At 41.8% G+C, this 13,702-nt stretch carries 13 protein-coding genes; 3 read left to right on the top strand and 10 right to left on the bottom strand.

All coding sequences use genetic code 11. The features are described from left to right. Nucleotides 1–166: 166 nt before the first annotated feature. The 5 genes from rplS to ffh form a co-directional block, all read right to left on the bottom strand. Nucleotides 167–526, bottom strand: a complete 360-nt coding sequence (gene rplS / locus ACXAFE_RS04315; RefSeq protein WP_010560627.1) for a 50S ribosomal protein L19 — start codon at nt 524–526, stop codon at nt 167–169. Between the two features lie 34 nt (nt 527–560). Continuing rightward, nucleotides 561–1,307 carry a tRNA (guanosine(37)-N1)-methyltransferase TrmD gene (trmD, locus tag ACXAFE_RS04310; RefSeq protein WP_010560628.1) on the bottom strand — a complete coding sequence of 249 codons (747 nt, stop codon included), beginning with the start codon at nt 1,305–1,307 and terminating at the stop codon, nt 561–563. Between the two features lie 18 nt (nt 1,308–1,325). Then, nucleotides 1,326–1,856, bottom strand: a complete 531-nt coding sequence (gene rimM / locus ACXAFE_RS04305; RefSeq protein ID WP_010560629.1) for a ribosome maturation factor RimM — start codon at nt 1,854–1,856, stop codon at nt 1,326–1,328. A 16-nt stretch (nt 1,857–1,872) separates the two neighbouring features. After that, nucleotides 1,873–2,121 (bottom strand): 30S ribosomal protein S16, encoded by a 249-nt coding sequence (rpsP, locus tag ACXAFE_RS04300; RefSeq protein WP_010560630.1) that lies wholly within the window; start codon nt 2,119–2,121, stop codon nt 1,873–1,875. A 199-nt stretch (nt 2,122–2,320) separates the two neighbouring features. Further along, nucleotides 2,321–3,700, bottom strand: coding sequence for a signal recognition particle protein (gene ffh / locus ACXAFE_RS04295; RefSeq protein ID WP_100912988.1), 1,380 nt, complete (start codon nt 3,698–3,700; stop codon nt 2,321–2,323). A gap of 169 nt (nt 3,701–3,869) precedes the next feature. On the opposite strand from ffh, the gene ACXAFE_RS04290 reads away from it, so the two are divergent. After that, nucleotides 3,870–4,676, top strand: coding sequence for a cytochrome C assembly family protein (locus ACXAFE_RS04290; protein WP_475149128.1), 807 nt, complete (start codon nt 3,870–3,872; stop codon nt 4,674–4,676). A gap of 97 nt (nt 4,677–4,773) precedes the next feature. Beyond that, nucleotides 4,774–6,042, top strand: coding sequence for an HlyC/CorC family transporter (locus ACXAFE_RS04285; RefSeq protein WP_475149124.1), 1,269 nt, complete (start codon nt 4,774–4,776; stop codon nt 6,040–6,042). Nucleotides 6,043–6,171: 129 nt separating this feature from the next. Here ACXAFE_RS04285 and ACXAFE_RS04280 read toward each other — a convergent pair whose 3' ends face one another. Both ACXAFE_RS04280 and gshA read right to left on the bottom strand, forming a co-directional pair. After that, complete coding sequence (locus ACXAFE_RS04280) at nt 6,172–6,777, bottom strand: transglycosylase SLT domain-containing protein (protein ID WP_010560634.1); 606 nt, start codon at nt 6,775–6,777, stop codon at nt 6,172–6,174. Between the two features lie 102 nt (nt 6,778–6,879). Beyond that, nucleotides 6,880–8,448 carry a glutamate--cysteine ligase gene (gene gshA / locus ACXAFE_RS04275; protein ID WP_475149120.1) on the bottom strand — a complete coding sequence of 523 codons (1,569 nt, stop codon included), beginning with the start codon at nt 8,446–8,448 and terminating at the stop codon, nt 6,880–6,882. Nucleotides 8,449–8,717: 269 nt separating this feature from the next. Here gshA and ACXAFE_RS04270 point away from each other — a divergent pair, with 269 nt between their 5' ends. Continuing rightward, nucleotides 8,718–9,140 carry a hypothetical protein gene (locus ACXAFE_RS04270; protein ID WP_475149117.1) on the top strand — a complete coding sequence of 141 codons (423 nt, stop codon included), beginning with the start codon at nt 8,718–8,720 and terminating at the stop codon, nt 9,138–9,140. A 39-nt stretch (nt 9,141–9,179) separates the two neighbouring features. Here ACXAFE_RS04270 and clpB read toward each other — a convergent pair whose 3' ends face one another. From clpB to rluD, 3 genes are all read right to left on the bottom strand, one after another. Next, nucleotides 9,180–11,756 (bottom strand): ATP-dependent chaperone ClpB, encoded by a 2,577-nt coding sequence (gene clpB, locus ACXAFE_RS04265; RefSeq protein ID WP_475149114.1) that lies wholly within the window; start codon nt 11,754–11,756, stop codon nt 9,180–9,182. Between the two features lie 107 nt (nt 11,757–11,863). Continuing rightward, nucleotides 11,864–12,598, bottom strand: a complete 735-nt coding sequence (gene pgeF / locus ACXAFE_RS04260; protein ID WP_475149111.1) for a peptidoglycan editing factor PgeF — start codon at nt 12,596–12,598, stop codon at nt 11,864–11,866. Next, the gene (gene rluD, locus ACXAFE_RS04255; protein ID WP_054978285.1) at nt 12,598–13,575 is read right to left on the bottom strand and encodes a 23S rRNA pseudouridine(1911/1915/1917) synthase RluD; all 978 of its coding nucleotides are present in this window, start codon (nt 13,573–13,575) and stop codon (nt 12,598–12,600) included. The genes pgeF and rluD overlap by 1 nt, the downstream gene beginning before the upstream one ends. Between the last annotated feature and the right edge of the window lie 127 nt (nt 13,576–13,702).

Below are 13,702 nucleotides of genomic sequence, written 5' to 3'. Positions count from 1 at the left end.
ATGACCACGACACACGTAAAGCAAGAATTTATCGAAGTTAATAAGGAGTTGAGTCTAGTAGGTTTGTGTAGGTACGTTCTTTGTTTGCTAATTAAACTTTTGCTTTTATAAAACAAAACAGGCTGAGCAAAGCTCAGCCTGTTTAGATTCTGAAAGTTCAGACGTATTAGTTAAGTTTTTCTTTAATACGTGCAGACTTACCAGAACGCTCACGTAGATAGTAAAGCTTCGCACGACGAACTGCACCGCGACGCTTGCGCTCGATGCTGTCGATTAGTGGGCTGTGTGTTTGGAAAACACGCTCTACACCTTCGCCGCTTGAGATCTTACGTACAGTGAAAGAAGAATGAAGACCACGGTTACGCTTAGCGATTACCACACCTTCGAACGCCTGTAGACGCTCTTTGTTACCTTCTTTAACACGTACTTTAACAACTACTGTATCACCAGGGCCGAACTCTGGTACGTCAGATTTAAGTTGCTCATCTTCAAGCACTTTAATAATATTTTGGTTTACTTTTGCCATTATATTTCTCACATTTCCTAGGAGTAACTGTCTTCTAGCCACAAACATTATGTTCTTGCTGAAATTCAGCGAGTAACCTTGCTTGCTCCTCAGTCAGAGCTAGGTTTTGCAACAAGTCCGGACGTCTAAGCCAAGTTCTACCCAACTGTTGCTTTAAGCGCCAGCGAGCGATTTCTTTATGGTTTCCACTGAGCAATACAGCGGGCACCTGCTTACCATCCAATAATTCTGGCCGTGTATAGTGAGGGCAGTCTAGTAAGCCGTCAGAAAATGAATCCTGCTCGGCAGACTGATTGTGACCTAACACGCCTGGCACTAAACGAGATACTGAATCGATTAATGTCATTGCAGCGAGTTCGCCACCGGATAATATAAAGTCACCAATTGACCATTCTTCGTCAATGTGTGATTCAATTAACCGCTCATCTATACCTTCATAACGACCTGCCACTAAAATCAACTTTTTATGGTTTGCAAGTTCTTGCGCCCCTTGTTGATCTAGCTTTCTACCTTGTGGTGATAGATAGATTACCTTTGCCCCTTCACCCGCTGAAGCTTTCGCTGCATCGATGGCATCTCGCAATGGTTGCACCATCATTAGCATACCAGGGCCACCGCCGTATGGGCGGTCATCCACAGTTTTATGCTTATCAAAAGCATAGTCACGCGGACTCCAACAGTTAAAATCGATTAAACCGTTTTTAACTGCGCGACCAGTAACACCTTGCTTTGTTACCGCATCAAACATTTCAGGGAACAGTGAAATAACACCGAACCACATGTGTGCCTGTTGCGACATTTAAAAACTAGGATCCCAGTCTACGGTAACTTCTTTAGCATCTAAATCCACCTTTAACACTACGCTCTCGGTTAAATATGGAATTAAACGTTCACCTTTTCCAAATCCGTCATTAGGGTTAGCTTTAACCACTAAAACGTCATTAGAACCTGTTTCTAGCATGTCGTCGACCTTACCTAAGTCGTAACCTTTATCAGTTACCACAGTAAGACCGATGAGATCTCGCCAATAAAACTCACCATCAGGTAAGTCTGGCAATTGTTCTTCAAAAACAGCAATTTCAGCATTTGTTAACACATTTGCTTGGTCACGGTCTTCTACATTTGCCAACTTGGCGATAAAACCTTTGTTGTGACGACGCCAGTCGACCACTTCAACGGTTTGCCAGTTTCCTTGTTGCCCTATCAACCATGGGCTGAAATCAAAGATCCCTTCGGGATCATCAGTAAATGAATGCACCTTAAGCCAACCCTTAATGCCGTAAGGGGCGCCGAGTTTGCCGGCTATAAATTTGGCTTGCTCTTGACTCATGGTTACATTACGCCTATTAAGCCGCTTTACGAGCGTCTTTAACTAACTTAGCTACACGATCAGAAAGACCTGCACCTTGACCTACCCAGTGATCTACACGATCAAGGTCTAGGCGAAGTGATTCTTCTTGACCACGAGCTAGCGGGTTAAAGAAACCTACTTTCTCGATGAAACGACCATCACGCGAGAAACGGCTATCCGCAACCACGATTTGATAGAATGGACGCTTCTTAGCGCCGCCACGTTGCAAACGAATAGTTACCATACCGTCCTCTACATAGATTGATTGATTTCATTAACATAAAAACTAATTTTACTTCCCTAACGGGAAGCCCGAGAATTGTACGAATTTTTACTCTGATTGCAAGTTAAAATGCACTCTTTTGGCTACTTTGTGACAGTTATACCAACATCAATACAAAAAAAGCACCAAAACTGGTGCTTTTTTAACAACTTTGCAAAGTTTAGAATTTAGGGCCGCCGCCACCCATCATGCCAGGTGGCATCATGCCTTTCATATTGCGCATCATTTTCATCATGCCACCTTTGCCTTTCATCTTCTTCATCATTTTCTGCATTTGTGTAAATTGCTTTAATAGCTTATTTACGTCTTGTACTTGCGTACCAGAACCTGCAGCAATACGCTTTTTACGAGATCCTTTAATGATGTCTGGGCGCTCACGCTCTTTTGGCGTCATTGAGCTAATGATAGCTTCCATTTGATTAAAGGTTTTATCACCTACTTGATCTTTAACCGCATCAGGCAAGTTTGACATACCTGGTAGTTTATCAAGCATCCCCATCATGCCACCCATATTTTTCATTTGGCGTAATTGGTCAGCAAAGTCTTCTAATGTGAAGCCATCACCCTTCATTACCTTCTTAGCCATTTTTTCAGCTTTCTCTTTGTCGACTTTCATTTCGACTTCTTCAATTAGAGAAAGCACATCACCCATGCCTAAAATACGTGACGCAACACGATCTGGGTGGAATGGCTCTAACGCATCGGTTTTTTCACCGACACCAATAAACTTAATTGGTTTGCCTGTGATATGGCGAATAGATAGTGCTGCACCACCACGGGCATCACCGTCAGTTTTAGTCAGTACAACACCTGTTAGCGGCAGCGCTTCGTCAAATGCTTTTGCCGTATTCGCAGCATCTTGACCAGTCATTGAGTCAACAACAAAGAGTGTTTCTACCGGCTTAATCGCACCGTGTAACTCAATGATTTCTTCCATCATCTCGTTATCAACGTGCAAACGACCTGCGGTATCAACAATCACGACATCGATGAATTTCTTTTTAGCGTGGTCAATTGCGCCATTGGCAATATCGATTGGTTTCTGTGAAATATCACTTGGGAAGAATTCCACGTCCACTTCGTTAGCAAGTGTTTCTAGCTGTTTAATCGCGGCAGGACGGTACACGTCGGCACTCACTACTAACACCGATTTCTTTTTGCGCTCTTTTAAGAACTTAGAAAGCTTACCCACACTGGTAGTTTTACCTGCACCTTGCAGACCTGCCATCATAATAACCGCTGGCGGTTGTGCCGCTAGGTTAAGCTCTTCGTTTGCTTCACCCATGGCTTTTTCAAGTTCTTCACGAACGATTTTAATGAAAACCTGACCTGGGCTTAAACTTTTAGTGACTTCAACACCTACAGCACGTTCTTTAACTGTTTTTACAAATTCACGCACTACCGGTAAGGCTACATCTGCTTCGAGCAGTGCCATACGCACTTCGCGCAGCGTATCTTTTATATTGTCTTCAGTTAATCGGCCTCGACCACTGATATTTTTCAGGGTTTTACCAAGGCGTTCCTGTAAGTTCTGAAACATTCACGTTAATCCAAACTAATATTTTGCGAGAATTATACCTAAGAAACAGGAATAAAAAAGCTTTGCAACGGTAACTAGAGGTTATTTTCCTATTCTGGGCTAGGCTTTTAGCGATTGATAAAATACAATGAGGTAAAAATTTTAATCGAAACCGATTTTAAACAAAGTCATGAATTTAATTGTTTTAACTGTAATTGCGAGTCTGTTTTATAGCCTTTCCACTATGCATGTGGTGAGTAAGTTATTTGATAAGCAAGGCCCGAATCAAAAGAAGACTTTGTTGCTTAGCACTGTTGCTATTTTGTTGCACCTGGCTGTGATTGTTAATTCGATTTTCACTGAAAGCGGGCAAGACCTCAGCTTTGCCAACGTTGCACTATTAATATGTTGGCTAATTGTGGTGTCGGTAACAACTGTTTCCCTGCGCTTTCCTGCCACCTTATTACTGCCGGTTGTTTATGGCTTTGCTGCAATTTTATTAATCGCCAGTTTATTTATTCCACATCATGTTATTTTGCAATCGGTTAATTTTGAATTCGGATTGGTGTCGCATATTTCACTTGCCTTTATGGCCTACTGTGTGCTGATTATTGCGACTTTATACGCAATTCAATTTTACTTTATTAATCGCCGTTTAAAGCAAAAAGACATGTCGATAGTGACCAGTCACTTACCGCCTTTAATGCTGGTAGAAAGACAACTATTCCACCTGGTTTCAATGGGCTCGTTGCTACTTACATTTGCCCTCGCAACTGGGTTTTTATTTATCGATAATATGTTTGATAAAGGCTATATCCATAAAACAGTATTATCGTTACTTGCCTGGGTGTTATTTGTCACAGTTGCGTGGGGCCACAAGTACCGTGGCTGGCGCGGTAAAAGCAGCGTTATTACAACAATTTGTGCGGCGACATTACTTACGCTTGCGTATTTTGGTAGCCGCTTTGTTCAAGAAATTATTTTGGGTAAGTTTTAGTACCTTTGGTACGAATTAGCTTATACAAATAGAGCACTTGACTAATCATCTCAACTAAGAGTTAATACTCTTTCTACAGTTTTTAAAGGATCCCTCATTGGACGCCATATCGACGAGTACTTTATTCATCATTCTTGGTGTATTGATACTACTTTCAGCTTATTTCTCTAGCTCAGAAACGGGCATGATGTCGCTAAACAAATATCGTTTACGACACCTTGAAAAAGAACACCATAAAGGCGCCAAACGGGTTAGCAAGCTGTTACAACGTCCAGATAGACTGATAGGGTTAATCCTAATTGGCAATAACCTTGTTAATATTGCGGCTTCATCTGTTGCAACCATTATCGGTATTCGCTTATTTGGCGACGTAATCGGTATTGCCGTTGCAACCTTTGGTTTAACCTTTGTTATTTTAATTTTTGCTGAGGTAACACCAAAAACATTGGCGGCACTGTATCCAGAGAAAGTGGCCTTCCCAAGTTCATTTATTCTTAACTTTTTACTTAAGTTACTCTACCCACTGGTTGTTTTAGTAAACCTTATAACCAACGGTATTTTAAAACTGTTTGGCATTAGCCCAGAACAAATTGAAGAGCACAGTTTAAGTAAAGAAGAACTTAAGACAGTAGTGAACGAATCTGCTGCTTTATTACCTGAACGTCACCAAAATATGTTGGTATCGATTCTCGACCTTGAGCAGGTAAAAGTTGAAGATGTAATGGTTCCTCGCAACGAAATTGTGGCGATTGATGTAAACGACGATTGGAAGCTGATTATGCGTCAGCTTACCCATGCACAACATACCCGTGTTTTGCTATACCGTGAAAATATTGACGACACAGTTGGCTTTATTCACGCTCGCGACGCGTTACGTTTACTGACTAAAGAGCAGTTTACGAAAGCGACTTTGCTTCGCGCAGTACGTGAAATCTACTACATTCCAGAAGGTACGTCGTTAAACGTACAGCTACTTAAATTTCAACAAGCAAAAGAGCGCATTGGTATTGTGGTAGACGAATACGGAGATATTCAAGGCCTCGTAACCCTAGAAGACATTCTTGAAGAAGTAGTAGGTGATTTTACCACCAGCATGACACCAACACTGAGTGAAAACGTGCACCCGCAACAAGATGGTTCATTCTTAGTTGATGGCAGTGCCAACGTGCGCGACCTCAATAAAGAAATGGATTGGGACTTTCCTACTGATGGCCCAAAGACCTTAAGTGGTTTGATTATCGAGTTTTTAGAAGATATTCCAAGCGAAAAAGTCAGTATGCGTATTTCAGGCTACCCGATCGAAATTGTTGAGGTGAACGAAAACACGATTAAGCTGGCGCGTATTATGCCTGAGTATAAGCGATAGGTTTCAGGTTTCAGGTTTCAGGTTTCAGGTTTCAGGTTTCAGGTTTCAGGTTTCAGGTTTCAGCGAAAGTTTAAAGCGAGTTTGAGCAAAAGTGGGAAACAGGTTTTAGCAATCATCTAAAACCTCTTATTAACTAAACAAACGTTGTAGCCAATTTTTATTTAAATCGTCTTCACATTTTTTAAGCTGCACACCATAATTACCAGTACGCACTTTCACCTTTTGCGCCGTTTTCATTAACCATGCTTTTTTCTTGTAAGTACCACGGCGATAGCCGCCCCACCCTTCATGGTAATTTAAATATTGCCCGTATGCGTCCCACTTCGATACACCATTTATTTTATGCGTGTTGTAAACAAACCAACCCATAAAATCGATAGCGTCAGCAAAATCGTCTCTGTCAGCGCCGCTATTGCCACTTTTACTCACATAATCATTCCATGTTGGTGTTTTTGCCTGTGAGTATCCATAAGCAGAGCTCGCTCGACCCGTTGGAATAAAGCCAAGAAAGTATTCCATTGGAGGCGCTGCATTATGCTTAAACGAGCTTTCCTGAAACATCATACTCATCAGTAAGTGCTTTGGCGCTCCCCATTTTTCTTGTGCATCTTTGGCATCAAAATACCAATCTCGATGTTCAAAAAATATATCACATAGGTTATTCGGATTTTGCGGTGGTGGCGTGGCACAACCGGCTAGTGTGGCGGTAAGTACAAGTGGGATAATTTTTTTCATAATAATTTTGAACTTTTGCGTCAAAACCCTATCTCAATTATTAAGCAAAACACATTGTTTCATCCCTGAAAGTGAAACGCGGCCATTCAGCCGCGTTTTTTATTAGTTAAAATAATCATCTAAGAACTGAACAAAGCTTTGCGTATCGCTGGCCTCTATTTCTTTTTGCTTGCTGTGTGATGCCACTGCTTCACGTTCAAACAAGGCTTGATCAAATACTTGATAGCCTTTGCCAAGCGTATTCTGTTTATAATTACTTGCCAGTTTTAGCGCGTAATGACCATTATCTTCTTGCTGTTCCAACAAATGTGCTAAGAACTGCCCTGAATAAGTTAATTCAGGATTTGCAACTGACTTTTCGAGCTTACTAATAACCGCGCTATATTCATCGTTACCAAAAGCTTGGTCAAAGAGTTTCGCAATTTTCTTAAGCTCAGTGAAAATATCGCCAGCCCAATCACTTAATAAATGCGCTTTGCCCTTATTAGACAATGCTAATCCAGGCTCACGCCCTTGATTAACAACAAGGTCTAAGTTTGCTTGCGTTTCTACTTGTTCTTGCCACGCAAGATCGTGTGCTGGTTTGATTGCACAATAAAGTAAGAATACATCTAAAAACAGAATTTGTTCTTTGCTGATCCCAACTTCAGAAAACGGGTTAACATCCAGTGCTCGCACTTCAATGTACTCTACTCCACCTTCAGCGAGTGCTTCGCTTGGCGTTTGCCCCGATTGCGCATTTCGCTTTGGTCGGATCGGTGAGTAAAACTCATTTTCAATTTGCAAAATATTTTGATTAAGCTGCTTTGCCGGCTCGTCGCGGTAATCGCCAAACTGCTGATATAAATCAGAAGTCATTGAAATCGCCTGCTTAAAGCCCTCTAAATACTCTTCAAGACTGTTATAGGTAACGCGCAAGCTTGACTGCGCACTATTGGTGTAACCTAAATCACCTAATCGCAATGACGTGGCATAAGGTAAATATAAAGTGCCTTTACCTAATGACTCAAATGGCAAATTGGTTTTACGTCCACCTAAAAACGAGCTACACAGTGCTGGGGATGCGCCAAATAAATAGCTGATCAGCCACAACTCTCGTTTGAAATTTCTAATCAACGAAAAGTATTTATCTGAAATATAATCACTTAATTTATCGCTGTTGCCTTCAATTTGCTGCAACTGTGTCCAAAACGCTTCAGGAAACGATAAGTTAAAATGCACACCGGCAATTGCTTGCATCATACTGCCGTAACGATTTTTTAACCCTTGGCGATACAAAGTCTTCATTTTACCGACATTTGAACTGCCATAGTCCGCTAATCGAATTTCATCTTGATCTTCAATAAAGCAAGGCATGCTCAACGGCCACAACTCTTCGCCATCAATATTTGCTAGCGTAAATTTATGAATATCTTCAAGCTGCGCAAGTGTTTGCTCGATATCACTACAGGCAGGCGTAATAAATTCAAGTAAAGACTCGGAAAAATCGGTTGTGATATATGGGTGCGTTAGCGCGCTGCCAAGCGCATTATGATGTGACGTTTTTGCAAGACGGTGCTTATCTATACGTAAACACTCTCGCTCTACACCTCGTTTGATACCCTTTAATACGCTCGCTGAGCCTTGTTCAGATAAGGTACTTAGTATCGAATCTATTGACACTGTTTTCAAAAATTCAGTCCTCTCACCGCGAGTCCTAGTAAGGTGGTCGCTTTTTCAATATCTTAACAATGTATGGTCAACATTACGATACCTCAAGGTGCGATGGTAAAATTATTCGTAACTAGATTTTAATAGCATTAGTACAAGATTATTTACTCTACCTAAAAGAATAATAAGATTAGTAGCTTAGGTAGATAGCCAGCGCTTAAAAAGGCAGTAGCCTTAGCCAAAAGCTTGCGCTATAGTTACATTATATTTAGTCAAAGGAAAGTTAAACTATGTACAGGTTTACTGTCATAACCCTGCTACTAACAACCCTTAGCTGCTTCATCGCCAAGGCCGATGCGAAACAGTTAACCGTTTATAGTTGGGTTGATGAAAAAGGCATTGCCCATTTTTCATATGTAGAACCATCGCACAAAAGTGGTGTTCGCTCATTTGAGCTAAAAGATCATACGTCTTTTGGTGCCGAAAAACGAAAACTAGAACTCGGTAGCGACACAACTTCAGATAAAGCAGATCCACTGCTTTCACGTAAAAAAGAATACTGTGAAAATGCAAAACATAATTTAAGCGTATTAGAGAATTACGACCAAGTTAGTCAGGTTGATGAAAACGGCCAAGAAGTGACTATTTCAGGTAGTGCTAAAGATAAATACAAAAAACAAGCACAACAGCGTATAAAAGCATTTTGCGAATAAAAAAACCACCCAATTGGGTAGTTTTTTCTTTGTTATGTTTTACTCTGAAGCAATGGCTATTTCACCGTCATGACAATCGACAACAAAACAACTTCCCGCTTTAAACTCACCCGATAACAGCGTTTGTGCTAATGGGTTTTCGATGGTTTGCTGAATGGCACGTTTTAATGGACGTGCACCAAACACTGGATCAAAACCCGCTTCTGCGATTTTAGCCAGCGCCGCATCCGTAAGTTCAAGCTGATATCCATTATCTTGCAAACGTTGTTCGAGGCGTTGCAATTGGATCTTCGCAATATTTTCGATGTGCGCTTGTGCTAACGGGTGGAAAACCACTGTTTCATCAATACGATTAATAAATTCAGGCCTAAAGTGCTGACCAATCACCGACATCAAGGTGTTTTTAAGTCCTTGGTAGTCGTTATTACTTGCTTGCTCTTGGATCACATCTGAACCTAGGTTGGAGGTCATGATAATCACCGTATTCTTAAAGTCGATAGTGCGCCCTTGCCCGTCAGTTAAACGACCATCATCAAGCACTTGCAGCAAGATATTGAAAACATCTGGATGCGCCTTTTCAACTTCATCAAGCAATACAACTGAATACGGCTTACGACGAACCGCTTCTGTTAGATAGCCACCTTCTTCATAGCCCACATAACCTGGAGGTGCTCCTACCAAGCGCGCGACTGAGTGTTTTTCCATAAACTCAGACATATCAATGCGCACCATAGCTTCTTCTGTATCGAACATAAAGTTGGCAAGTGCTTTAGTCAGTTCGGTTTTACCAACCCCAGTTGGGCCTAAGAATAAAAACGAACCAATTGGACGATTTGGATCTGCCAAGCCTGCGCGCGAGCGACGTATCGCATTTGATACCGCCACCACAGCTTCATCTTGACCCACTACTTTCTCGTGCAGTTTTGCTTCCATTGAAAGTAGTTTATCGCGTTCACCTTGCAGCATTTTTGCCACCGGAATACCAGTCCAACGAGAGAGGATCTCGGCAATTTCGTTTTCACCAACTTTGTTAACGAGTAAGCTCATATCCTGCATTTCTGCCTGCGAGGCTAAATCAAGTTTGCGCTCTAACTCAGGAATACGACCATATTGCAATTCACTCATGCGCTGTAAATCGCCAGCACGTCGTGCCACTTCTAAATCTAATCGCGCTTGCTCTAACTCAGTTTTGATTACTTGCGTGCCTTGCAGCGATGCTTTTTCAGCATTCCACACTTCGTCTAATTCATTATACTGGCTATCTAGTTGTTTGATCTGTGCCTGAATATCTGCCTGACGTGACTTTGATGCGTCGTCAGTCTCTTTTGCCAGGGCATTATCTTCAAGCTTTAACTGAATAATTTTACGTTCTAAACGATCTAACTCTTCCGGCTTTGAATCAATTTGCATGCGAATATGTGAACCCGCTTCATCAATCAAATCTATCGCTTTATCTGGCAATTGACGGTCGCTGATATAACGATGAGAAAGTGTTGCCGCAGCAACAATCGCTGGATCGGTAATTTCTACCGTATGGTGAAGTTCATAGCGTTCTTTTAATCCACGTAAAATCGCTATGGTGTCTTCTACGCTTGGCTCTTCAACCAATACTTTTTGGAAGCGGCGCTCCAACGCAGCATCTTTTTCAATGTACTGACGATACTCATCAAGTGTTGTTGCACCGACACAATGAAGCTCACCACGAGCAAGTGCAGGTTTAAGCATATTACCTGCATCCATTGCTCCATCACTTTTGCCAGCTCCCACCATGGTGTGGATTTCATCAATAAATAGAATAACTTGCCCTTCTTCTTTGGCAAGCTCATTGAGAACAGACTTTAAGCGTTCTTCAAATTCACCTCGGTACTTTGCACCAGCTACAAGCGCGCCCATATCAAGTGATAGCACACGCTTATTTTTCAGTCCTTCAGGCACTTCACCATTAATAATACGTTGTGCTAAACCTTCCGCAATCGCCGTTTTACCCACCCCTGGTTCACCAATGAGTACGGGGTTATTTTTAGTACGGCGCTGTAATACTTGAATCGTGCGGCGAATTTCTTCATCACGACCTATCACAGGGTCGAGTTTACCTAACTCGGCGCGCTCAGTTAAATCTACCGTAAATTTCTCAAGCGCTTGGCGAGTGTCTTCGGCATTTGGACTATCAACTTTTTGGCCACCTCTAATCGCGCTTATTGCGGTTTCAATTTTGTTTTGCGTTAAACCAAATTGCTTAAATAAGCTGCCCAGCGGCCCTTTATCTTCACAGGCAACTAAAATGAAAATCTCGCTAGAGATGTACGAGTCTTTGCGTTTTTGCGCGTACTTATCACATAAGTTCAACAAGTTAGCCATATTATGTGATAACTGAACATCACCGCCCACACCGTCAACTTTAAATAACTTGTCGATTTCCGCAGACACTTTGGTCATCATTTCATCGGCATTAACACCCGCTTGTGCCAACAATGCTCGTACACTTGAACCGGTTTGCGTAAGCAAGCTATACATTAAATGAATTGGCTCAATAAACTGATGGTCGCGGCCTAGTGCCAATGATTGCGCATCAGCAAGTGCAGCTTGAAATTTGCTAGTAAAACGATCTAATCGCATGCTTGATACCCTTAAAAAACTTAACTGTAATTATAAATGGGTATAAATTTTTTTAAGATCAAGAGAAAGGTAAAAATAGGTTAAAAATAATTACACAAAAAGTAAGGTCAATCAGCAATATAAATTATGTGTGCATTACGACCAGTGACGCCATCGCGACGATAGGAAAAAAATAAATCATGTTGCGTTACAGTGCAGTATTCACCACCTGATATTGAGCTAACACCTTGCTTTTCAAGTACAATATGTGCCAACTGATAAATATTCGCAAGGTACTTATTAGGCTTGTCATCAATAGGCTGAAAACAACTAATAGCGTCTTCATGCTTGTTACAAAACGCACTCTTTACGTCATCACCTACTTCAAATTTTTGCGGTCCAATTGCTGCACCTAAATACGCAATTAATTTGCTCGATTTAAAACAAGTTAGTGTATTTTCAATCACGCCATTTAATAAGCCACGCCAACCGGCATGAATTACCGCCACTTCATCACCCTGTTTTGAGCATACAAATACAGGCAAGCAATCTGCCGTCATAATCGCTAAAGGTTGATTAACCTGTTGCGTGTAAAGTGCATCAGCGTCATACAATTGATTCGAATCAGTTTGCTCATCGACACACACCATGCGAGTACTGTGGGTTTGTGATAACCAAAAAGGGGCTTGTGGTAAAAGGGTTGTTAAACGCTTGCGGTTTTCTGCTACATCTAGCGGGTTATCATTTACGTGCTGCGCCAGATTTAACGATGCAAACGGCGCTTTAGAAACGCCGCCTTGTCGCGTTGTGGAAAAGGCAACTACCTTGTTTGGTACTTGCCATTTTGCTAAAAGCGTGTCCACTAGTACCCAATATTAGGATTAGCTTTGGTATCTTGACGAAGCGCTTCTGTTAATAACTTCATATCGTCAGGAATAGGCGCTTGCCAACTCATCATTTCACCGGTAATTGGATGTTCGAGTTCCAATTTTACCGCGTGCAGTGCTTGACGTTTAAAGTTGCGAAGCACTTCAATAAACTCTGGAGTCGCATTTTTAGGTGGACGCGGTCTGCCGTGATATAGCGGATCACCAATCAAGGCATGATTTAAGTGCGCCATATGCACACGGATTTGGTGCGTACGCCCGGTTTCAAGTCGCAAGCGTAATCGCGTGTGCGCTCTGAATTTTTCTGCCACACGGTAGTGCGTTACAGCAGGTTTGCCAAATTCAGTTACCGCCATATGCGTACGTTTTGTATGGTGACGACCAATTGGCGCATCTACCATGCCACCAGCTGTCATTGTGCCATTACAAATCGCCTCGTATTCACGCGTAAAGTTGCGTCTTGCTTGAAGATTAGCAACTAAATGAGTTTGTGCAGGAACTGTTTTGGCTATTACCATTAACCCCGTAGTGTCTTTATCAAGACGATGCACAATACCGGCACGCGGCACTGAGTCGATGTCAGGATAATCGTGCAGCAACGCGTTAAGCATAGTGCCATCAGGGTTGCCGGCACCTGGATGCACAACTAAGCCAGCAGGTTTATTAACAACTAAAATATGGTCGTCTTCATACACTTTATCGAGGTCGATTTGTTGTGCTTCAAACACCACTTCGGTTTCGAGTTCAGCATGGATTTCAATCTGCTCATATCCCATTAATTTTTCACGCGGCACGTTACGTACCTCACCATCGACCTTTACCATATTGTCGAGGATCCAGTTTTTAATTCGCGAACGCGAATAATCTGGGAACATTTTTGCTAAAACTTGGTCTAGACGTTTACCGCCTAGTTCAATTGGTACTTCAGCTGATAGTGTAATTTGCTCTGCCATTGTTCCGCTTAATTATGTAAAATCCAATGCAAGCTATTGCTTACTCGGTTAGAATCGCTAATATGCATAGTTTACTCGGTTTTGCTGACTGAGCCTAGGGTGGAATCCCAAACAAGATAATAAAAAG

This window comes from Pseudoalteromonas sp. ABV4_021, assembly GCF_056159365.1.
The sequence above is the reverse complement of the archived record's forward strand: the minus strand, read 5'-3'. Positions and strand labels throughout refer to the sequence as shown.